Origin of the sequence: Maribacter sp. LLG6340-A2 (assembly GCF_045057105.1) — a bacterium.
Taxonomy (GTDB): Bacteria; Bacteroidota; Bacteroidia; order Flavobacteriales; family Flavobacteriaceae; genus Maribacter.
Map to the genome: position 1 here is coordinate 3,861,316 of NZ_CP159332.1, position 21,014 is coordinate 3,882,329.

General features: G+C 35.7%; 22 protein-coding genes. 13 read left to right on the forward strand and 9 right to left on the reverse strand.

Annotation, left to right across the window (positions count from 1 at the left end; translation table 11 throughout):
* Nucleotide 1: 1 nt before the first annotated feature.
* Together ABVM52_RS16255 and ABVM52_RS16260 are read right to left on the reverse strand one after the other, a co-directional pair.
* Nucleotides 2-379 carry a hypothetical protein gene (locus tag ABVM52_RS16255; protein ID WP_405382131.1) on the reverse strand — a complete coding sequence of 126 codons (378 nt, stop codon included), beginning with the start codon at nt 377-379 and terminating at the stop codon, nt 2-4.
* Between the two features lie 47 nt (nt 380-426).
* Complete coding sequence (locus ABVM52_RS16260; protein ID WP_405382132.1) at nt 427-789, reverse strand: helix-turn-helix domain-containing protein; 363 nt, start codon at nt 787-789, stop codon at nt 427-429.
* Nucleotides 790-1,044: 255 nt separating this feature from the next.
* Here ABVM52_RS16260 and ABVM52_RS16265 point away from each other — a divergent pair, with 255 nt between their 5' ends.
* From ABVM52_RS16265 to ABVM52_RS16275, 3 genes are all read left to right on the forward strand, one after another.
* Complete coding sequence (locus ABVM52_RS16265) at nt 1,045-2,145, forward strand: M14 metallopeptidase family protein (protein WP_405382133.1); 1,101 nt, start codon at nt 1,045-1,047, stop codon at nt 2,143-2,145.
* Nucleotides 2,146-2,260: 115 nt separating this feature from the next.
* Nucleotides 2,261-2,740 (forward strand): Lrp/AsnC family transcriptional regulator, encoded by a 480-nt coding sequence (locus tag ABVM52_RS16270; RefSeq protein ID WP_027066901.1) that lies wholly within the window; start codon nt 2,261-2,263, stop codon nt 2,738-2,740.
* 84 nt (nt 2,741-2,824) lie between these two features.
* Nucleotides 2,825-3,349 (forward strand): DinB family protein, encoded by a 525-nt coding sequence (locus tag ABVM52_RS16275; RefSeq protein ID WP_405382134.1) that lies wholly within the window; start codon nt 2,825-2,827, stop codon nt 3,347-3,349.
* Here the strand turns inward: ABVM52_RS16275 and ABVM52_RS16280 are convergent.
* A complete protein-coding gene (locus ABVM52_RS16280; RefSeq protein WP_405382135.1) occupies nt 3,346-3,687 on the reverse strand; it encodes a hypothetical protein in 342 nt (113 codons plus the stop codon). The two genes, ABVM52_RS16275 and ABVM52_RS16280, sit on opposite strands and share 4 nt — an antisense overlap.
* A 109-nt stretch (nt 3,688-3,796) precedes the next feature.
* A complete protein-coding gene (gene aroB, locus ABVM52_RS16285; RefSeq protein ID WP_405382136.1) occupies nt 3,797-4,858 on the reverse strand; it encodes a 3-dehydroquinate synthase in 1,062 nt (353 codons plus the stop codon).
* Between the two features lie 112 nt (nt 4,859-4,970).
* Here aroB and ABVM52_RS16290 point away from each other — a divergent pair, with 112 nt between their 5' ends.
* Entirely contained in the window at nt 4,971-6,137 is a 1,167-nt protein-coding gene (locus tag ABVM52_RS16290) for a proline dehydrogenase family protein (protein ID WP_405382137.1), read from the forward strand.
* A gap of 1 nt (nt 6,138) precedes the next feature.
* Here the strand turns inward: ABVM52_RS16290 and ABVM52_RS16295 are convergent, their stop codons facing one another.
* The 5 genes from ABVM52_RS16295 to ABVM52_RS16315 form a co-directional block, all read right to left on the reverse strand.
* Nucleotides 6,139-6,522 carry a DUF4258 domain-containing protein gene (locus tag ABVM52_RS16295; protein ID WP_405382138.1) on the reverse strand — a complete coding sequence of 128 codons (384 nt, stop codon included), beginning with the start codon at nt 6,520-6,522 and terminating at the stop codon, nt 6,139-6,141.
* Nucleotides 6,523-6,600: 78 nt separating this feature from the next.
* A complete protein-coding gene (locus tag ABVM52_RS16300) occupies nt 6,601-7,800 on the reverse strand; it encodes an alanine dehydrogenase (protein WP_405382139.1) in 1,200 nt (399 codons plus the stop codon).
* A 93-nt stretch (nt 7,801-7,893) separates the two neighbouring features.
* The gene (locus ABVM52_RS16305; RefSeq protein WP_405382140.1) at nt 7,894-8,556 is read right to left on the reverse strand and encodes a hypothetical protein; all 663 of its coding nucleotides are present in this window, start codon (nt 8,554-8,556) and stop codon (nt 7,894-7,896) included.
* Between the two features lie 460 nt (nt 8,557-9,016).
* The gene (tsaE, locus tag ABVM52_RS16310; RefSeq protein ID WP_405382141.1) at nt 9,017-9,427 is read right to left on the reverse strand and encodes a tRNA (adenosine(37)-N6)-threonylcarbamoyltransferase complex ATPase subunit type 1 TsaE; all 411 of its coding nucleotides are present in this window, start codon (nt 9,425-9,427) and stop codon (nt 9,017-9,019) included.
* A gap of 11 nt (nt 9,428-9,438) precedes the next feature.
* Nucleotides 9,439-10,983: a PglZ domain-containing protein gene (locus ABVM52_RS16315; protein WP_405382142.1), complete on the reverse strand. Its 1,545-nt coding sequence runs from the start codon at nt 10,981-10,983 to the stop codon at nt 9,439-9,441.
* A gap of 86 nt (nt 10,984-11,069) precedes the next feature.
* Here ABVM52_RS16315 and ABVM52_RS16320 point away from each other — a divergent pair, with 86 nt between their 5' ends.
* The 9 genes from ABVM52_RS16320 (at nt 11,070) to ABVM52_RS16360 (ending at nt 21,014) form a co-directional block, all read left to right on the forward strand.
* On the forward strand, nt 11,070-12,299 hold the full coding sequence (locus tag ABVM52_RS16320; protein WP_405382143.1) for an HD domain-containing protein: 1,230 nt from the start codon (nt 11,070-11,072) through the stop codon (nt 12,297-12,299).
* A gap of 23 nt (nt 12,300-12,322) precedes the next feature.
* Nucleotides 12,323-13,339 carry a UDP-3-O-(3-hydroxymyristoyl)glucosamine N-acyltransferase gene (gene lpxD / locus ABVM52_RS16325; protein WP_405382144.1) on the forward strand — a complete coding sequence of 339 codons (1,017 nt, stop codon included), beginning with the start codon at nt 12,323-12,325 and terminating at the stop codon, nt 13,337-13,339.
* A gap of 2 nt (nt 13,340-13,341) precedes the next feature.
* Nucleotides 13,342-14,742: a bifunctional UDP-3-O-[3-hydroxymyristoyl] N-acetylglucosamine deacetylase/3-hydroxyacyl-ACP dehydratase gene (locus ABVM52_RS16330; RefSeq protein WP_405382145.1), complete on the forward strand. Its 1,401-nt coding sequence runs from the start codon at nt 13,342-13,344 to the stop codon at nt 14,740-14,742.
* Between the two features lies 1 nt (nt 14,743).
* Nucleotides 14,744-15,529, forward strand: coding sequence for an acyl-ACP--UDP-N-acetylglucosamine O-acyltransferase (gene lpxA / locus ABVM52_RS16335; RefSeq protein WP_405382146.1), 786 nt, complete (start codon nt 14,744-14,746; stop codon nt 15,527-15,529).
* 45 nt (nt 15,530-15,574) lie between these two features.
* Nucleotides 15,575-16,141: an elongation factor P gene (gene efp, locus ABVM52_RS16340; protein WP_405382147.1), complete on the forward strand. Its 567-nt coding sequence runs from the start codon at nt 15,575-15,577 to the stop codon at nt 16,139-16,141.
* A gap of 42 nt (nt 16,142-16,183) precedes the next feature.
* Nucleotides 16,184-17,119 carry a UDP-3-O-(3-hydroxymyristoyl)glucosamine N-acyltransferase gene (locus tag ABVM52_RS16345; RefSeq protein ID WP_405382148.1) on the forward strand — a complete coding sequence of 312 codons (936 nt, stop codon included), beginning with the start codon at nt 16,184-16,186 and terminating at the stop codon, nt 17,117-17,119.
* Nucleotides 17,120-17,190: 71 nt separating this feature from the next.
* Complete coding sequence (gene sucD / locus ABVM52_RS16350; RefSeq protein ID WP_405382149.1) at nt 17,191-18,063, forward strand: succinate--CoA ligase subunit alpha; 873 nt, start codon at nt 17,191-17,193, stop codon at nt 18,061-18,063.
* A gap of 106 nt (nt 18,064-18,169) precedes the next feature.
* The gene (gene fabG / locus ABVM52_RS16355; RefSeq protein WP_405382150.1) at nt 18,170-18,919 is read left to right on the forward strand and encodes a 3-oxoacyl-[acyl-carrier-protein] reductase; all 750 of its coding nucleotides are present in this window, start codon (nt 18,170-18,172) and stop codon (nt 18,917-18,919) included.
* 67 nt (nt 18,920-18,986) lie between these two features.
* Nucleotides 18,987-21,014 carry a VWA domain-containing protein gene (locus ABVM52_RS16360; RefSeq protein WP_405382151.1) on the forward strand — a complete coding sequence of 676 codons (2,028 nt, stop codon included), beginning with the start codon at nt 18,987-18,989 and terminating at the stop codon, nt 21,012-21,014.

The following is a 21,014-nucleotide window of genomic DNA, read 5'->3' on the forward strand; positions in this document are numbered from 1 at the left end:
GTCAGTTGATTTTATATGCGGTTCCTGTTTTAACTACTAATTCTTTATTGGGGTCCTTTACGGCACTTTTGTATTGAAAGGTGTAGGTGGAGTCCGTAGTACTTATAATTTTATATTGTATAGCATTTTTGCTGTTGATGTCCTGTAGAACAAATTCACAGTCATTATACCATCTTACCGTGGCGCTGTCTATTTTGTCTTCATAATAGTCCACGCTATATTGTTCGTCCCTAATAAATTTCCCTTCCTTTTTAACCCCATCCAACTCATAAAAGAAGGTAAAAGACCCTGTTCTGTACTCCTTGCAATTACGCTCAGGTTCATAACAAGAAGTAAAAATTGAACAGATAGCCAATGTTATAAAAATCTTTTTAACCATGATGTAAAAATAGGGAAAATAGCGTGGTGGAATTAAAAAAAATAAGTCTACTGCTCACTATAGGTTTTAAATGTACCGTCTTTATAGAAAATTATAATACGGTCTATAATCCTTTGATTTTTGGCATCCATTTTTGTGGAAGAAGTTTGGATAGCTACACTTTTATCTTCTGTCTTTTGTGAAGTAGGAGGAAAAGAGCCTTTGCCATAGAGAAGCCATGATAATTCAATTCCTGAAAATGTTTCGTGAATTTTCATTACAAATTCCAAGCTGGGTTTATTGCGTCCGCTTAATAAATGAGATATGCTAGAGCGCTGTACGCGTATGGTATCTGCAAATGCTGCTGCCGACATATTGTAATGGGTCAATATGGTTTTTACTCTTTTGATAAATGCAGAAGAATCCAACATGTTTACAAAGTTAAGTTATTTGTTGTTTTTATAGTGTTAAATACTATTATTCTATAAGTAAAACTTCAATTTATTTTAAACTTTTAATTTATTTAATGTGATTTAAAATGTTGAATTATAATATTTTAAATTAGTATCTATTTATTTCATGTGAATTTGTTTCCATTTGTATATTATGAATAGCAATTGGTAGTATAATGCAGTTTACAATTGTAAACTTTAGCTGTAGTATTTTTGTGTTTTATTACAAGATGTATGGCACTAGAAGAAAAGGAGTATAGTTCATTTTATGTTAAGGAAGTGAAAGGTAGATATGTTCATTATGACCATATAAATTCATTTCTAAAAGAGTTACCCAATAGCTTTAAAATAGAATTAATAGGTACGTCTGTACGCGGTGAGGCTATAAAGAGTATCACGTATGGTCATGGACCAAACAGAATATTAATGTGGTCGCAAATGCATGGTAATGAATCTACCACTACAAAAGCTGTTTTAGATTTACTGCGTTGTTTGGAGTTAAATGATGAATTGCAAAAATCATGTACACTCAAAATAATACCAATATTAAATGCGGATGGTGCTAGAGATTACACTAGGGTCAATGCAAATAAGGTGGATCTTAATAGAGACGCCCAAGACCTTTCACAACCAGAAAGTGTAATTTTAAAAGAGCAATTCAATATTTTTAAACCGGACTTTTGTTTTAACCTACATGATCAACGTACCATTTTTAATGTAGGTACTACCAATAAACCGGCAACAGTGTCTTTTTTGGCACCAGCTTTTGATGCAGACCGTAACAATTCACCATCCAGAAAGCGTAGTATGCAATTAATTGCAGCTATGAACGAAACTTTACAAGATGTAATTCCTGGTCAAATAGGTAGATATGATGATGGTTTTAATGCCAATTGTGTAGGGGATGCATTTCAAATGAAAGAAGTGCCCACCATATTGTTTGAAGCCGGTCATTATCCCGGAGATTATTCACGGGAGTTAACGCGCAAGTATATTTTTAAAGCATTATATAAAGCTATTACCACTATTGTAAATGATGTGTTGGACAAATACACTGTAGAGGATTATGAACATATCCCTGAAAATGGCAAACAGTTTGTAGATGTAATCATACATAATCATCCATCTGAGGAGTCAAAAGGTGCAGATGAAAGTAAAGGAATAGCAATCCAGTATAAGGAAGTTTTAGAGAATAATTCCATAGTATTCAAACCAGAACTTCATAAGTTTGATGTAAGGCCCAATGAAATATTTGGTCATAAAACTATTGATTTCACTAAGGACAATGACCTAAATTGGCTAAAAGAACAGGAAATATTAAAACTACTTAATTGATATTCATTATCTTATTTCTTTGAAAAAGTAAAATTGTTTACATTTTCATTAAAAAAAATAGAGTTTTGATGCATTTAATGTGATAATTAATTATTTTTGGCAAAAAAATATTACAATGGGCAAAGTCAAATTAGACGAAATAGACCACCAGATTCTGGATATGTTAATTGACAACACCAGAACTCCTTTTACCGATATTGCTAAGAAACTTTTAATTTCCGCAGGTACGGTTCATGTAAGAGTAAAGAAAATGGAAGAAGCAGGAATTATTAAAGGTTCCTCCTTAACATTGGATTATGTGAAACTAGGATACGCATTTATTGCATATGTTGGTATTTTCTTGGAAAAAACACATCAAACAAAATTTGTGCTTGAAAGATTAAACCAAATACCAAACGTTACCATAGCACATATTACAACAGGTAAGTTCAATATATTTTGCAAAATAAGGGCAAAGGACACAACACATGCTAAAAATATTATTTTTAAAATTGATGATATTGATGGTATAAGTAGAACGGAAACAATGATTTCATTAGAAGAGAGCTTTAACGATAAAAAACGTTTAATGCATACGATTTTTAATGAATTATAATTTGGTTAATACCATTCACAAAAGCTCAATTGTTCAATAATTGAGCTTTTTTGTTTTATAGATGTTTCATTTAATTTACGCTACATGAGAATATTAGACCTGCAGGAAAATGAGTTCAATTATTTTTACGGCACTTATTTAAAAACCTTAAACAAGGAAGATGATCTTTTAATGGCTTTGGTAGAAGGGCGAGAATGGTTTCAATCTTTTGTAGAGCGAATTTCGGTTGAGCAATTGACATCCAAGTACGCAGAGGATAAATGGACAATTGCAGAAGTTCTAGTTCATTTGGTGGATACAGAGCGTGTTTTTCAATACCGTGCATTTAGGATTTCCAGAAATGACAAGACGCCATTACCGGGATTTGAACAAGATGATTATGTCCTTGAAAGCGAAAGTAACCTGCTTGACAAGGAAGATATTTTAAATGATTTTCTGGCAGTGCGTGATGCTTCTATAAATCTATTCAAAAATATGAGCCCCAATAAACTTACACGTGTTGGCACTGCTAGCGGAATGCCATGGTCAGTTGCCGCTTTAGGTTTGGCCATAAGCGGACATCAAAAACATCATGAAAATATCTTGCGGGAACGTTACCTGGTTATCTAGTTGAGTTCTAGGTCCATTTCAGATTCAGACCCCTTTTCAAAGTTTAAGTATAAAGCTTTTGTCAAATCTTCTGATTGCATTACCTCCTTGGCAGATTTGGATTCTAGTTCCTTATCTATATTCTCTTCAAAATTGGCAATGAAATTGGATAAGCTTTTACTGATCTTTACCAAGTACAAAGTATCGTCTGTTTTTAACTCTACGGCTTCAACATAATCCCCATTAATATTTTTAAAGGTTATGATATCATCATCACCATATCCGTAAGGGTATTTTTCTATTAAAAGTGAAGCCAATTTGTGGTCTAGTTTCCTGTAATCAATAAGTCGTCTGGTCATAACTATTTTAGGTTTAGAAGGTTGTGATTTTCTTTATCCTAAACTAGTCAATTAAATGATAGATGATCTTAAAGAGTTGTGAAATTGAGGTTTTTGGTATATGAAGTTTTTATTCCTTGTAGTAAGCAAATGCTTGTTTAAATAATTCAATAGGAATTTCAACATCGGTAACAGGTTTCCCAATTTCTTTTAGAAGTACAAAATTTACCTTACCGTGAGAATTTTTCTTATCGTATTTCATGAGTTCCAGGAGGTTATCAATATCCTCAGTGGTAAAATCAATTTTTGGGTAACGTTGTAAAAATGTAGTTTTTATATCATCTGCGGCAGACTGCTCAAGTCCAAGTAATTGGTTGGATAGGTAAGCTTCCAAAATCATACCAATGGCAATGGCCTCTCCATGTAATAGCATTTCCTTAGTAGCATGGTTCAACAAATAGGATTCAATGGCGTGGCCAAGGGTGTGACCATAATTAAGGATTTTTCTAATATGTTGTTCCGTAGGATCTTGTAAGACTACGTTATTCTTGATTTCAATAGAGGTTAAAATATGATTTTTCATTTCCTCTAGTGTTTTTACCGTTTTAAGGGCGTTCCAATATTTTGGATCTTGAATAAGTCCGTGCTTTAGCATTTCTGCAAAACCACTCTGTATTTGTCTTTGTTCCAATGTATCCAGAAAATCAGGAATTACAAGAACCATAACCGGTTGATTTATTACCCCGATTTGATTTTTCAAGTTGCCTAAGTCAATTCCCGTTTTTCCCCCTACCGATGCATCTACCATAGATAATAGGGTAGTGGGTACATTGATAAAATCTATTCCCCTTTTAAAGGTAGAGGCAATGAATCCGCCCATATCGGTTAGAACACCTCCGCCCAAATTGATCAAAACACTTTTGCGATCGGCACCTAGTTCTGAAAGTGCTTCCCATACACCCACACAAGTTTCAATATTTTTATTGATTTCACCAGATTCTATTTCAATAATCTCAAATTCATGTTCACCATTAATTTCGGCCATAAAATTGGGCAAACAAAGTTCATGGGTGTTTTCATCGACCAGAATAAAAACAGTTGAATAATTTTTTTCTGATAAATGGCTATTCAATGCCTTAAATGCAACCTCGTTAAAATGTACTGCGTAAGAATCTGAAATGATTGAATTCATCAAGTAATGGGACTTATTTTTGTTAGCTATTTATACGCAAAATAAAGGTAATTTTTAGTCTTAGGATTATAAAATGTGTGATTATCTTTGAAAGCTGTAGAAAACATAATAAATGAACCAGATATTTGAAAATACTGCAACAGCATTTGCTTTAAAGTCAGATTCGGAATTAGAGCGAGCTTATTTTCTTTTTAAGATGATTTCAAACGAACCACTCGTAAAACTAGGTTCTGTAATTACCAATTTTGCATTTAAGGCAAATTTACCTGTAGAAAGTTTGATCAAGGCAACGGTCTTTGATCACTTTTGTGGCGGGGTAAATGAACGGGACTGTCTTCCTGTTGTTGACCGTATGTGGGAGAAAGGTGTTTGTTCCGTATTGGATTATTCGGTAGAAGGTAAAGAGGAGGAAGACCCTTTTGATACTGCAACGGAGGTTATATTGACCATCTTGGATTTTGTCAAGGAAAAAGAAGCCATACCCTATGCCGTATTTAAACCAACCGGTTTTGGCCGTTTTGCCCTTTATCAAAAAATAAGCGAGAAGAAACCCTTAACTACAGATGAAAAGGCGGAATGGCAACGTGTAGTCAATAGGTTTGACAAAGTTTGTAAAAAAGCGCACGATTTAGAAGTTTCCTTATTAATTGATGGTGAAGAGAGTTGGATGCAAGATGCGGCGGACGAATTGGCCGAAGAAATGATGCGTAAGTATAATAAAGAGAAAAGAATAGTATTTAACACCTTACAGACCTATAGGTGGGATCGCTTACCCTATTTAAAAGCGTTGACGGAGAGAGCGGAAAAAGAAGGTTTTTATGTAGGGATGAAGGTTGTTCGTGGTGCCTATATGGAAAAGGAAAACGAACGTGCCAAGGAAAAAGGTTATCCTACACCTATTTGCAAGTCTAAGGCAGAAACCGATGACAATTTCAACAATACCATTGAATATATGATCGATAAGTTGGATACACTTTCCATCTTTGCCGGTACACACAATGAGGAAAGTTGTTACCGGTTGATGGATTTAATGGAACAAAAAGGAGTCGACAAAAATAACGAGCATATTTGGTTTGGTCAATTATACGGTATGAGCGATCATATTTCCTTTAATCTAGCGGCCAATGGATATAATGTCGCTAAATATTTGCCTTTTGGTCCAGTGCGGGATGTTATGCCTTATTTAATTAGAAGAGCGGATGAAAATACATCGGTTGCGGGGCAAACCAGTAGAGAACTTACACTTTTGAAAAAAGAAAGAAAACGTCGTAAAATGTAATTTATTGGGCGGCTACCTTCTGTATAGTCGCCTTTTCCCTGCAATTCTCTACGGTGAACGTATATTGGTTTTCTTTGCGTTCAGCCTCAATAATATAGGTTTTACACGGCACGGATTTGGTATCGCTATTTCCAAAATCAACATTGCCCTCGGTCAAGATATAGGTAACATCTGTAGAGTCTAACTGAAATTCCTTTAGTTTCTGCTTGGCTTCTTCACTATAGTACATAGATTTAGAGCGTATATCCTTTAATGTACGGCAATTAGGAAGATAGCAAAAGTATACCCCGGTTTCATCAGATTTTTTCTTTAAGAACATGGTAAGGAAAACAATGCCAATGGACATACCTACCAAATAAAATCCCAATCTTTTTAAAAAATCCATACAGCTTGTCGTTTCGTTGATCAATGATCGCGAAATTATGTCTTTTTCAAGGATAGGAAAAGTAAAGCGTTGAGTATTCTAAAAAATGAGGAAATTAATATCACTGTATTGTAGGTCAAACCATTCTCCCACAGATTTATTGGTCAAAATACCATGGTACATATATAATCCGTTACGCAAGCCTTTGTCAAACCGAAGCGAATTTTCTAGACCGCCATCTTCTCCAATTTTCAACAAATAAGGGGTAAATATATTACTTATACTTACCGATGCGGTTTTTGGGTATCTAGATGGTATGTTGGGAACGCCATAGTGGATAACGCCAAATTTTTCCTTGGTAGGTTTACTATGGTTGGTAATTTCACTGGTTTCAAAACAACCTCCGGTATCTATACTCACATCTATGATTACGGCGCCTTTTTTCATATGTTCTACCATGGTGCTAGATACTACTACAGGAGATCTATCCTTACCACGTGTTGCCCCAATGGCCACATCACATCTTTTTAAAGCTTTTAAAAGATTTTTTGGTTGAATGGTAGAGGTATAAACGGTTTGCTTAAGATTGGTCTGTATATTTCTAAGCTTGGTAATAGAATTATCGAACACCTTAACGTTGGCACCAATGCCAATTGCGGATCGAGCTGCAAATTCCCCGACCGTACCCGCACCTATGATCACAACTTCAACCGGTGGAACACCACTAATATTTCCAAACATGAGGCCATTGCCATTATTATTGGCGGCCATAAGTTCTGCCGCGATCAATACGGAAGAAATTCCTGCAATTTCACTTAATGATCTTACGGCAGGGTATTTACCTTCATCATCACGTATATATTCAAAGGCAATTGCCGTAATTCGTTTACGGGCAAGTTCTTCAAAATATTCCTTGGCCTGGGTTTTAATTTGTAAGGCCGAGATGATAACGGTCTGTGGGTTTATAAGGTTTATTTCAGATAGCGTTGGCGGTTCAACCTTCAGAATTAACGGACAAGCAAATACTTTTTTAGTATCCCTAGTGATTTCTCCACCCGCCTTTGTATAATCCAAATCAGAATAATGCGCTCCTTCTCCTGCTCCAGATTCAATTAAAACCCGGTGGCCGTTTGAAGTTATTGCGTTTACGGCGTCTGGTGTTAAGCAAATACGTTTCTCATGCTGTTGATTTTCCTTGGGTATACCAATGAATAATTCTCCTTTTTGCCTGTATACTTCTAACGTTTCTTCTTGTGGAAGTAATTGTTGTTTACTAAATGGGGAAGCGGGTTGGTTCATAGAAAAAATGTACGTTGCTCAAATCTAAGACCTGAATTTCAAATGTACAATTTTTAAGATAATCTGTGTAGGGGAGATGATAAGTTGAGCGTTTTAAAACTTAAAATTTAACCATCCTTGTAAACGGTCCTGAATATTTCTTAGAAAAGACTCAATGCTATTTGTAGAAAGTTTGGTATTTACTTTATCTGATAATGACATACTGCTTTCATCTTCATTCGCCGCAACATTTTCAATGGCATCATTTTGGTCTTCGACCTGGAAACCTTTCTTTTTTAGTTCTTCCAACTCCGCATCCATCGCTTCCAAATCTATGCCATGTACATGTTTGTCATAGAGCTTAATTCTAATAAAATACACAAAAGGAATCGTAATCATACAAACTGGAATGATCCACCAAATATTTTCAGTATCCACAAAGTTGTCAGAATCATAAACAACTTCAAACAACTGAAAAGCATACATTGCAATTGGGATAATTATAATGTGATACCACCAATCACGTGATGTGAGGAACCAAAAAATTAATAAATAAAGTGGAACTATTTTAGAAGTTAGAAACCAAAGGTATGTTGATGCATCAGGAAACCCATTACCATTTAAAGTGAAACCTAAAATTGATACTTCACCATTTGAATCATATGGTAAATAATCATACGTTTTATATAGAAAAGGTGATATTGCAATAAAAAATACCAGAAGAGATTCTAAAAAAATCTTCTTTTTAGCTTTCTTTTTATTTGATCTAATAATCATTGACAAAATAGTATTACTATATGCTAACGACCATATTTCCTAATTATTATATAAAAAAAAAGAGCAATTAAATTGCTCTTTTTATAAAAAAATATAATTGTTATATTTTCTTAGTCAATTTCCTCTTATCAACATTCAAACCTTGGTTGTCAAGGTTGATAACTGGCGCTGCCATTGCTAGAAGAAATACACCTAATGCCAAGGAGGCAAGAAAAGTCCTTTTGTTTTTCATTTTCAAGGGGTTTTTGGTTAAACAAGTTTTAGTTCTCCTTACAAACGTAAGAAATAATGCACTACAAAATAGTATTTGAACGTTAAATTTGTGCATTTTAACGGAAAAAATGAACATTTTAACGAATTACTTGTTTTTCAACGATTAAATACAATAAAAAACGATGTATAACGATGTAGGAATTTCATCATCTATAACAAAATTACAGGCCCACACGCTTTTTGTGACCTATGTAAACTTTAATTTTCGAGTCTCGTGATCTAAAATTTCTATTTGGATGGTATGTACATTTTCTGGAATTAAACTAGGAATTTTTTCAGGCCATTCCATGAAAATCCAAGCGTTGGATAGAAAATAATCATCTATACCCATATCAAGGGCTTCAGTTTCATCTTTTAACCGATAAAAATCAAAATGGTATCCCAATAGTTCACCATTCTTTAATTGATATTCGTTTACCAGACCAAAAGTAGGGCTACTTACATTGTCCGTACTGCCTAATTCCTTAACAATGGCTTTTATTAGGGTAGTTTTACCAGCACCCATTGGGGCATAAAAGGCAAGCATTTTGTTATTAGTGTTCCCAATTATATCCTTAGCAATAGTTTGCAGGTCTTGCTCTCTATAAATCAGTTCCATGAATTTGTGTTCTATTTAGGCTCCAAAACTACAAAAGGTATGATCATCTCTTCTAAGGAAACACCACCATGTTGATAAGTATTTCTATAATAACTTACATAGTGGTTGTAGTTATTAGGATAAGCAAAAAAGTAATCGTTTTTCGCAAAAATGTACGAACTGCTCATATTAATGCTAGGTAGGAAAATTGATTTTGGGTCTTTGGCCGCCAAAACTTCATTCTTTTCATACGTGAGGCTTCTACCTGTCTTATAGCGTAAATTTGCACTGGTATCACGGTCGCCCACCACTTTAGAAGGTGATTTAACGTTAATTGTTCCATGATCCGTAGTGATGATCAATTTCATGCCCAGAGATTGTGCTTGTTGTATAATTTCAAGCATTGGTGAGTTTTTGAACCAACTTTTGGTCAATGATCGGTAAGATTTGTCATTTGATGCCAGTTCTTTTATAACTTCCATTTCTGTCTTGGCATGCGAAAGCATATCCACAAAATTGTAAACAATGACCGTTAGATCATTATCTTTTTGCGACTTAAAATTCTGACTTAAGTGTTTTCCCTGCTTTAAGCTACTGATTTTATGGTATTCCCACTTTAAATTAAGACCGTTGCGTTTTAATTGTTCCCCTAAAAATTTGTCCTCAAATAAATTTTTACCGCCTTCATCGGTATCGTTCTTCCACCAGTCCGGATATTTTTTTTCCATATCCAATGGGGTAAGGCCTGAGAATATGGCGTTTCGCGCATACTGGGTTGCAGTGGGTAGAATGCTGTAATAGGATTCTTCTTTTTTCTTTTTGTAAAAGGAATTTACGGTATCTTCAAAAGCATACCATTGATCATATCGTAAATTATCAACCACGATTACCAATGTTTTCTGCTCTTTGATTTCAGGAATGATCCACTCTTTAAAAACGGTATGCGACATGACCGGGGCGTCTGCATCGGTAAACCAATCTACATAGTTGCGGTCTACAAATTTGCCAAACTGCTGGTTGGCCTCTATTTTTTGCGATTCTAATATCTCGAACATGCCACTATCTTCAATTTCCTCTAGCTGTAGTTCCCAGTAAATAAGCTTCTTGTATAATTCTGCCCATTCCTGATAGGTGCTTACCATAGATAGATCCATGGCAATCTTTCTAAATTCTTGCTGATAATTGCTGGTGGTTTTTTCTGAAATAAGCCTAGAGTGGTCTAAATTCTTTTTAAGCGAGAGTAAAATTTGATTTGGATTAACGGGCTTTATCAGGTAATCCGCAATTTTGGAACCAATTGCTTCTTCCATTATAAATTCTTCCTCACTCTTGGTAATCATTACTACGGGAATAGCATTATCAATGACCTTGATTTCAGAAAGCGTCTCCAATCCTGAAATTCCGGGCATATTTTCATCCAAAAAAACAATGTCCACTCTTGTTTCTGCCAATTCTTCTAAAGCTTCTTGGCCACTTTGGCAGGTGAGGACTTCATAATTTTTGGCTTCCAAGAAAAGTATATGAGGCTTAAGTAGATCAATTTCATCATCTACCCACAATATTTTTATTTTGTTCATTCAATTATTTATTTGTCGATTATCAAATCCTATGCTGATGTTTTACATAACTTTGACTTGTTAATTTCAGAAAAGACATCGTTACCTTGAAAACACCTAACAAACTGAAAATCTTTAATGATCCAATTTACGGATTTATTAGAATTCCCAATACACACATTTTTGACCTTATAGCGGAACCTTATTTTCAAAGGTTACGGAGAATTTCGCAAATGGGGTTGTCCTATTTGGTTTATCCAGGAGCACACCACACTCGCTTTCATCATGCATTGGGTTGCATGTATCTTATGCAAAAATCTATACAAGTACTTCGTTTTAAGGGGGTTGAAATAACTTCTAAAGAGCAAAATGGTTTGTTGGGAGCTATTCTTTTGCATGATATTGGTCATGGACCTTTTTCCCATGCCATGGAGCATAGTATTGTTGAAGGGGTTAGCCATGAGTTTATTTCGCTGAAATTTATGGAAGAACTCAATACCCGATTTAACGGAAGTTTAACGGAAGCCATTTCTATTTTTACAGGAAAACACCCTAAAAAGTTTTTAAATCAACTGGTTTCCAGTCAATTGGATATGGACCGACTAGATTATCTTAAGAGAGATAGTTTTTATACCGGTGTTGCAGAAGGGAATACCAATGCGGAACGTTTAATAACTATGCTAAATGTGGTGGGCGGTAATTTGGTTATAGAAGAAAAAGCTACATATTCCGTAGAAAAATTTCTTATGGCTAGGCGTTTTATGTATTGGCAGGTGTATTTACACAAGACCGGGGTGGCTGCAGAGCAAGTCTTAATCAATATTTTAAAGCGAGCACGATTTTTATTGAACCAAGGCCAAGAGCTTCATTGCTCACAACCTTTACTATATTTTTTGACCCATACCATTAATAAGGATAATTTTGATGCACAGACCTTGAATACCTTTGCAAAGCTAGATGATATTGATATACTCTCTGCATTAAAGGAGTGGCAGCATCATACGGACTTTGTACTTTCATCACTCTGTGAAATGATCATTGATAGAAAATTGTTACATATAAAACTTAAAAAAGAGCCAATAAGCGATCGGAAATTCAATGCTAAGTTCAAAAAGATAAAGGAAAAGTACCAATTAACAGATGAGGAAACTTCCTATTTCGTTTTTAAGGGCGAATTAAATAATAAGGCCTATGATAGGGAGTATCAAAACATTAACATCCTTAGAAAAAATGGCAAAATTACCGATGTTGCAAAATTGTCCGATCACTTAAATCTCAACGCGCTTTCCAAAACGGTGACCAAATATTATATCTGCTACCCCAAAGGGGCGGTTTAACTATTTTTGTTACTTTTACGCCCATGAAATTTACAGCCGGTCAAATCGCGGGTATTTTAGAAGGAGAAGTACATGGAAATCCAGATATAACCGTGTACAAACTTGCAAAAATAGAGGATGGGGAAGATGGCTCCCTTACATTTTTAGCAAATCCTAAATACACTTCATTTATTTATAAGACCAGGGCTTCTATTACCATTGTAAACAAGAATTTTGTTCCAGAACAGGAAATTACAACTACCTTGATCAAGGTAGATGATGCCTATAAGTCCTTTTCCAAATTGTTGGAATATTATAACCAGGTCAAGAACAATAAACAAGGTATAGAGTCGCCCATCTTTAAATCGGATACCGCTACTTATGGTAAGGACGTTTATCTGGGTGCATTTTGTTATTTAGGCAATAATGTAAATTTGGGAGATAATGTAAAAGTGTACCCAAACGTATATATTGGCGATAATGTCAGTATTGGTGACAACGTTACCATTTTTGCTGGTGCAAAGGTATATTCAGAGACTATTATTGGAGATAACTGTGTGGTTCATAGCGGTGTAATACTTGGTGCAGATGGGTTTGGGTTTACACCAAATGAAGCCGGGGAATTTACAAAAGTGCCACAAACAGGTAATGTAATCTTAGAAAGTAATGTAGATGTAGGTGCCGGTACTACAATAGATAGGGCTACCTTAGGCTCCACAATTTTAAGAAAAGGGGTAAAGCTTGACAATCAAATTCAAATTGCCCATAATGTAGAAATAGGCGAGCATACGGTTATTGCGGCCCAAACGGGAATAGCCGGATCTACAAAAATAGGTAAACACTGTATGATCGGTGGCCAAGTTGGTATTGTAGGTCATATCATCATTGGTGATTACGTTAAGATACAGGCACAATCAGGAATAGGAAGAAATGTTAAAGATCATGAAGTTTTACAGGGATCACCAGCATTAAATTATGGCGATTACAATAAATCTTACGTGCATTTTAAAAACTTACCAAAAATAATAAGTAGAATCGACACTTTAGAAAAGAAAGACTGACGATGAGTACAGCAAGTAACAAACAGAAAACCATAGGTAAAAAAGTAAGCTTAACGGGAGTTGGTTTACATACAGGAAGCGATGTCACTATTAGTTTTTTACCGGCAGATGAAAACCATGGCTATAAATTTAAAAGAGTAGATTTAGAAGGAGAGCCAATTATACCTGCTGATGCCAATCTTGTAGTGAATACGCAACGAGGAACAAACCTAGAAAAGAACGGTGTTAAGATACAGACTTCAGAACATGTATTGGCCGCTTTGGTAGGGTTAGAGATAGACAATGTCTTAATAGAATTAAATGCAGCAGAACCTCCCATTATGGACGGTTCATCCAAATTCTTTGTAGAAGTCTTAGAAAATGCAGGTGTTGTGGAGCAGGATGCGGAACGCGAGGAATATATTGTAAAAGAGGTGATTAGTTATAAGGATGAAGAAAGTGGTAGTGAGATTACCATAATTCCTTCTGATGAATACCAGCTTATGACCATGGTAGATTTTGGGACAAAAGTGTTAGGTACCCAAAACGCTACGCTAGATAAACTATCCGACTTTAAGTCAGAAATAGCGAATGCACGTACCTTTAGTTTTCTTCATGAGCTGGAAATGCTTTTGGAGAACGGATTAATAAAAGGGGGAGATTTAAACAACGCCATTGTATACGTTGATAAAGAAATCTCAGAAGCTACCATGATGAAATTGGAGAAAGCATTCAATAAAAAGAAGCTTTCCGTGAAGGCCAATGGTATATTGGATAACCTTAACCTTCATCACCCAAATGAAGCGGCAAGACATAAATTATTAGATGTTATTGGAGATTTGGCATTGATCGGAACCCGTATTCGTGGTAAGGTCATTGCCAATAAGCCAGGACATTTTGTTAATAACCAGTTTGCTAAAAAACTGGCTCAGATCATTAAGATAGAAAAAAGAAATAAAGTCCCTAAATACGACTTAAACCTTCCGCCTTTAATGGATATCCATCAAATTATGGATATGTTACCGCATAGGCCCCCGTTTTTGTTGATCGATCGTATCATAGAACTATCAGATGAGCATGTAGTGGGTATGAAGAACGTAACCATGAACGAACCGTTTTTTGTAGGCCATTTTCCAGGGGCACCGGTAATGCCGGGAGTTCTACAAGTAGAGGCCATGGCGCAGACAGGAGGTATCCTGGTATTGAGTACGGTTCCTGATCCGGAAAATTATTTAACGTTGTTCATGAAAATAGACAAGGTTAAATTTAAGCGTCAAGTATTACCTGGTGATACCTTAATCTTTCATTGTAGTTTAATTACTCCAATTAGAAGGGGCATATGTCATATGCAAGCTTACGCCTATGCCAATGATAAATTGGTCAGTGAGGCAGAGCTTATGGCACAAATAGTTAAAAGAACGTAGTATGAACCAACCGTTGGCCTATATACATCCGGGCGCAAAGATTGCAAAAAATGTTGTGGTAGAACCTTTTACTACAATCCATAATAATGTCACCATTGGTGATGGTACCTGGATCGGTTCCAATGTAACCATAATGGAAGGGGCCCGTATTGGTAAAAATTGTAATATTTTTCCCGGAGCCGTTATTTCCGCAGCACCCCAGGACCTAAAATATGATAATGAGGATACCACTGTGGTCATAGGGGATAATACCACCATAAGGGAATGTGCCACTATCCATAAAGGGACCTCTGACCGCATGAAGACCGTTATTGGTAAAAATTGCCTGATTATGGCCTATTGTCATGTAGCCCATGATTGCTTAGTGGGCGACAATTGTATTTTTTCCAATAATTCCACTTTGGCGGGACATGTTACCGTTGGTGACAATGTAATATTGGCCGGTTTGGTGGCCGTGCATCAATTTGTTTCCGTAGGACAACACGCCTTTTTAACAGGTGGGTCTTTAGTACGTAAAGATGTGCCACCTTATGTAAAGGCGGCTCGTGAACCGTTATCGTATGTCGGTATTAATTCCGTTGGACTTAGAAGAAGAGGGTTTGAGTCCGATAAAATCAGGGAAATTCAGAATATTTATAGAATCTTATATCAAAAGAATTATAATAATACCCAAGCTGTTCAAATCATAGAGGCCGAAATGGAAGCTACACCAGAACGGGACGAAATACTTCAATTTATAAGGGATTCCCAACGTGGTATTATGAAAGGATATTTCAGCAATAATTAATTTACTATAAAAAAATTTAGTCAACTATTATAACAATAAATACACATGGCATCTACATCAGATATACGAAAAGGATTATGCATAAGATATAACAATGATATTTATAAAATCATTGAGTTCCTTCATGTAAAACCAGGTAAAGGTCCGGCATTTGTGCGTACCAAATTAAAAAGTGTTTCTACCGGTAAAGTATTGGACAATACATTTTCGGCAGGACATAAAATTGAAGACGTTCGTGTAGAAACACGTTCATATCAATATTTATATCCAGAAGGGGATACCTATCATTTTATGAATACTGATGACTATAACCAAATTACTTTACAGGAAAGCTCCTTAGATGCACCTGGTCTTTTAAAGGAAGGTGAAGTGGTCAAGATTATGTTCAATACGGAGGACAGCATGCCGTTATCCGTTGAAATGCCAGCAAGTGTTGTTTTGGAAATAACGTATACCGAACCTGGAGTAAAGGGAAATACGGCTACAAACGCAACAAAACCTGCAAAAGTAGAAACTGGAGCAGAGGTAAATGTACCATTATTTATTAATGAAGGTGATAAAATTAAGATAGATACAGCCTCCGGTTCTTATATGGAACGTGTAAAGGAGTAATAAATATCATTTTAGTTCAAAATTTAGACTTAAAACGGTCCATTGAAATTTCCAACAACTTTTTCCTTAAAGCAAATAGCTGAAATCATATCCTGTACGTATGTTGGTGATGATGATTTCCCTGTGCTGGGCATGAACGAAATTCATGTTGTTGAGCCTGGTGATATTGTCTTTGTTGATCATCCTAAGTACTATGATAAAGCGCTGGCTTCCAATGCTACCATAATTTTAATCAATAAAAAGGTAGATTGCCCAGAAGGAAAAGCTTTGCTTATTTCAGACGACCCTTTTAGGGACTTTAATAAATTAACATCCTATTTTCAACCTTTTGTACCAAGTCCGCAGTCTATTTCCGTTTCAGCAAAAATTGGAAAAAATACGGTAATACAACCCAATAGCTTTATTGGCAATAATGTTATTGTGGGTGATGATTGTATCATTCATAGCAATGTTGTTATTTATGATAATTGTATCATTGGTAATAATGTAACCATACACGCAGGCAGTATTTTAGGTGCAGATGCGTTCTACTACAAAAATAGACCAGAAGGGTATGATAAACTGTTATCTGGCGGTAGGGTCGTTATAAAGGACCATGTGGATATTGGGGCTCTTTGTACCATTGATAGAGGAGTTACCGGTGATACTACTATTGATATAGGTACAAAATTGGATAATCAGGTACATGTTGGCCATGATACGGTCATTGGTAAAAAATGTTTAATTGCATCACAAACAGGAATTGCTGGTTGCGTGGTTATTGAGGATGAAGTTATCCTATGGGGACAAGTGGGTACCAATAGTGGTATAACCATAGGAAAAAAGGCTGTTATTATGGGTCAAACAGGTGTCACTAAATCGGTCAGTGGTGGTAAGAGTTATTTTGGTACGCCAATAGAAGAGTCACGAGAGAAATTGAAGCAATTGGCGTACATTAAGAAGATTCCGGAAATAATTAAAAAAATCAACGATAAATAAGCGAGTTAATGCTTTAAAATTCATGAACAAACCTATATTTTTGTTCTGTTAAAAATAAAAACTACAGTAGTATGAGCGTATTAGTAAATAAGGATTCCAAAATAATCGTACAAGGTTTCACTGGTAGTGAAGGTACATTCCATGCCGGACAAATGATTGAGTACGGTACCAATATCGTAGGTGGTGTTACTCCGGGTAAAGGAGGTCAAGAACATTTAGGAAAACCTGTTTTTAATACGGTTACCGAAGCTGTTGAAAAAGTAGGTGCGGATACTACTATAATTTTCGTTCCGCCTGCATTTGCCGCAGATGCTATTATGGAAGCTGCAGAAGCTGGGATTAAGGTTATAATTACTATTACAGAAGGTATCCCTGTTGCCGATATGGTGAAGGTGGCCAATTATATTGAGAAAAGAGACTGTAGGTTAATAGGTCCTAACTGCCCAGGTGTTATTACTCCGGGTGAAGCAAAAGTGGGTATTATGCCAGGTTTTGTTTTCAAGGAAGGTAATGTAGGTATCGTTTCTAAATCTGGTACCTTAACCTATGAAGCTGCTGATCAAGTGGTACGCCAAGGTTTAGGTATTACAACGGCAATCGGTATTGGTGGTGACCCAATTATTGGAACTACTACCAAGGAAGCTGTTGAATTATTGATCAATGATCCAGAAACGAAATGTGTGGTTATGATCGGTGAAATTGGTGGTCAATTAGAAGCAGATGCCGCTCAGTGGTACAAAGCTAGTGGAAGTGATAAGCCGGTTGTAGGTTTTATCGCCGGTGAAACTGCTCCTGCCGGTAGAACAATGGGGCACGCAGGTGCTATTGTAGGTGGTAGCGATGATACAGCACAAGCTAAGAAGAGAATTATGAGAGAATGTGGTATTCACGTTGTTGATTCTCCAGCTGAAATTGGTAAGAAAGTAAAAGAAGTAATGGGTTAAGAACTCATATTTGGCATATGAAATCCCGTTTATAGCGGGATTTTTTTTAGCCTATAATTGAAACAAAAGGTATATTTGATAAACATCGGTTTTAAAAAACGGACTTATGAAATTATTAGAAAATAAAAATGTAATTATTACTGGCGCAAGTAGGGGTATAGGAAAAGGTATAGCCCAAATATTTGCCGATCATGGGGCAAACGTTGCGTTTACCTATAGTTCCAGTGAGGCGCCTGCATTAGAATTGGAGAAGGAATTAAAAGCTAAAGGCGTTCAGGCAAAAGCATATAAAAGTAATGCGGCCAGTTTTCAGGAAGCGGAAGAATTGGTGGCTAAAGTTTTGGAGGATTTTGATGGTAGAATAGATGTGTTGATCAATAATGCCGGTATCACCAAGGACAATTTGCTTATGCGTATGTCAGAGGCAGATTTTGATGCCGTAATTGATATTAACCTTAAGTCCGTGTTCAATATGACCAAAGCTGTACAGCGCACTCTTTTAAAGCAGCGCAAGGGTTCTATAATAAATATGAGCAGTGTTGTTGGGGTAAAAGGTAATGCGGGCCAAACAAATTATGCCGCTTCTAAAGCAGGTATGATCGGTTTTACAAAATCTGTGGCTTTAGAGCTTGGATCAAGAAATATTAGATGTAATGCTATTGCTCCGGGTTTCATTGAAACGGAAATGACGGAAAAGTTAGACGAGAAAACGGTACAGGGTTGGAGAGATGGTATTCCTTTAAAGCGTGGAGGAACCACAGAGGATATTGCCAATGCTTGTTTGTATTTTGCATCGGACCTGTCTAATTATGTAACTGGGCAAGTATTGAATGTAGATGGTGGTATGTTAACCTAACATCATCTTTAAACTTTAAAGGCATTGTGTAAAATGACCTTTTTTAGGATTAATTTTAAGGATTTAAATGGAAAGCAAAACAATATGGTTTAGTATTCTTGCTGCTATTGTAGCACTGGGTATCGTTGTTTTCCAATACTTTTATAAGCAAAAGGCTAAAACCAAATTACATTGGTATTTGGCCTTTTTGCGCTTTATAGGAATATTTGGTTTACTCCTCTTATTGATCAATCCTAAATTCAGTCAGAAATCCTATACCTTAGAACAACCCAATTTGGTCATTTTAGCGGATAATTCCGTTTCCATCGCTCAAAATTCTGAAGAATTTAGTAGGGTTTTATCAAGCATTAAAGCTTCTAGTGCCCTAAAGGAAAGATTTAATTTGGCGGAATATTCTTTTGGGACGGATCTTAAATTCTCTGATAGCCTATCATTTAACGATAATGTCACCAACATTCATAAAGCATTATCTTCTTTAAAAGAAATTTATGCCCGTGAGCAGACCGTTACCTTGGTATTATCTGACGGTAACCAAACGGTTGGGCAAGATTATAGCTATTTCCAGCCAAATCAAGAAAATACCATATATACATTAGTATTAGGAGATACTACAAAATATAAGGATATTTCAATAGGACCTATTTTGACTAATAAATATGCGTTCTTAAAAAATAAGTTTCCATTAGAAACATATGTTTCCTATCAAGGAAATTCCACAATTTCTACGGTGGTTTCCATAAAACTTGATAATAAAGTTATTCATAGGGAAAAGATTACTTTGAGTGATGAGAATAATCTACGGCCTATAGTTCTACAGGTAGATGCATCTACAGTTGGGTTAAAGGACTTGATAGTAGAAGCCTCCCCAATTTCCAATGAAAGAAATACAGTCAACAATAAACGAAGCTCACGTATTGAAGTTATTGACGAAAAAACAAAAATAGCCTTGGTTACGGATATTTTGCATCCGGACGTAGGGGCCTTGAAGAAGGCTATTGAAAGTAATGAGCAGCGGGAGGTCATTATTATGCCGTCCAATATTGCTAAAGAATCATTGGAAAATATCGATTTATTTATCTGCTATCAACCTACAAGCAATTTCAAAGGGGTTTTTGATTATATAAAAAGCATAAATACCAATAGTTTTGTAATTACTGGAATACAAACGGATTATACTTTTCTAAATAATTTAAAAATTGGTATTGAAATTGAAAATGGTTATCCACAGCAAGAAGTGTTCGGTGTGTTGAACAATGCTTTTTCCAAATATGATATTTCAAATTTCCAGATGGAAGATTTTCCCCCTTTGTTAAGCGATGCCGGTCCCGTATTGATAACATCGCCTTTTGAGACTATGTTGGGTACGCAAATTAAAGGTGTGGATATGCAGGAACCTCTTTTTTGCATATTTGAAAATGCAAATACCAAGAATGCATATTTATTAGGGGAGAATATTTGGAAGTGGCGTATGCAGACCTATAGGAATACGGGAGATTTTACAAACTTTGATGAGTTTATTGGGAATTTAATTCGCTTTTTAACAAGTTCCAAGAATAAAGCGCGACTCAATGTAGAATACGAAAAAGTTTATGAGGGCAGTAGTAACGCCATTATTACGGCTACATATTTTGATGAAGCCTTTATTTTTGACCCCAATGCTAAGATGAATATCCAAGTGACCAATACAACTTCCAAAGAAAGTCTGGCAAGTCCTATGATATTAAAAAATGGTTATTTTGAAGCAGATTTATCAAACTTAAAATCTGGTGAATACGATTTTACGGTTACGGTTGAAAATGAATCAAAGACTGTTTCGGGAATCTTTATTATTTCAGAATTTGATATGGAGAATCAATTTGTATCAAGTAACGTGCAAAAAATGGAAAATTTGGCCTCTAAAACTAATGGAAGCACTTATTTTCCGTCTCAAATAGAAATGCTAGAACAGGAACTTCTAAATAACGATAGGTATGTGCCTACCGAGAAAAGCACTGAAAATATCGTATCTTTGATTGATTTCAGAATACTATTGGCAATTATAGTTCTTGCTTTTGCCGTAGAATGGTTTATCAGAAAATATAACGGATTAATTTAA

Bases quoted from the DNA above. Each gene is read 5' to 3' on its own strand.
- ABVM52_RS16255 (WP_405382131.1), bottom strand. From the start codon at position 379: ATGGTTAAAAAGATTTTTATAACATTGGCTATCTGTTCAATTTTTACT.
- ABVM52_RS16260 (WP_405382132.1), bottom strand. From the start codon at position 789: ATGTTGGATTCTTCTGCATTTATCAAAAGAGTAAAAACCATATTGACC.
- ABVM52_RS16275 (WP_405382134.1), top strand. From the start codon at position 2,825: ATGAGAATATTAGACCTGCAGGAAAATGAGTTCAATTATTTTTACGGC.
- ABVM52_RS16265 (WP_405382133.1), top strand. From the start codon at position 1,045: ATGGCACTAGAAGAAAAGGAGTATAGTTCATTTTATGTTAAGGAAGTG.
- ABVM52_RS16280 (WP_405382135.1), bottom strand. From the start codon at position 3,687: ATGACCAGACGACTTATTGATTACAGGAAACTAGACCACAAATTGGCT.
- lpxD (WP_405382144.1), top strand. From the start codon at position 12,323: ATGAAATTTACAGCCGGTCAAATCGCGGGTATTTTAGAAGGAGAAGTA.
- lpxA (WP_405382146.1), top strand. From the start codon at position 14,744: ATGAACCAACCGTTGGCCTATATACATCCGGGCGCAAAGATTGCAAAA.
- ABVM52_RS16360 (WP_405382151.1), top strand. From the start codon at position 18,987: ATGGAAAGCAAAACAATATGGTTTAGTATTCTTGCTGCTATTGTAGCA.
- ABVM52_RS16295 (WP_405382138.1), bottom strand. From the start codon at position 6,522: ATGGATTTTTTAAAAAGATTGGGATTTTATTTGGTAGGTATGTCCATT.
- fabG (WP_405382150.1), top strand. From the start codon at position 18,170: ATGAAATTATTAGAAAATAAAAATGTAATTATTACTGGCGCAAGTAGG.
- ABVM52_RS16315 (WP_405382142.1), bottom strand. From the start codon at position 10,983: ATGAACAAAATAAAAATATTGTGGGTAGATGATGAAATTGATCTACTT.
- ABVM52_RS16305 (WP_405382140.1), bottom strand. From the start codon at position 8,556: ATGATTATTAGATCAAATAAAAAGAAAGCTAAAAAGAAGATTTTTTTA.
- ABVM52_RS16270 (WP_027066901.1), top strand. From the start codon at position 2,261: ATGGGCAAAGTCAAATTAGACGAAATAGACCACCAGATTCTGGATATG.
- efp (WP_405382147.1), top strand. From the start codon at position 15,575: ATGGCATCTACATCAGATATACGAAAAGGATTATGCATAAGATATAAC.
- sucD (WP_405382149.1), top strand. From the start codon at position 17,191: ATGAGCGTATTAGTAAATAAGGATTCCAAAATAATCGTACAAGGTTTC.
- tsaE (WP_405382141.1), bottom strand. From the start codon at position 9,427: ATGGAACTGATTTATAGAGAGCAAGACCTGCAAACTATTGCTAAGGAT.
- ABVM52_RS16300 (WP_405382139.1), bottom strand. From the start codon at position 7,800: ATGAACCAACCCGCTTCCCCATTTAGTAAACAACAATTACTTCCACAA.
- aroB (WP_405382136.1), bottom strand. From the start codon at position 4,858: ATGAATTCAATCATTTCAGATTCTTACGCAGTACATTTTAACGAGGTT.
- ABVM52_RS16330 (WP_405382145.1), top strand. From the start codon at position 13,342: ATGAGTACAGCAAGTAACAAACAGAAAACCATAGGTAAAAAAGTAAGC.
- ABVM52_RS16290 (WP_405382137.1), top strand. From the start codon at position 4,971: ATGAACCAGATATTTGAAAATACTGCAACAGCATTTGCTTTAAAGTCA.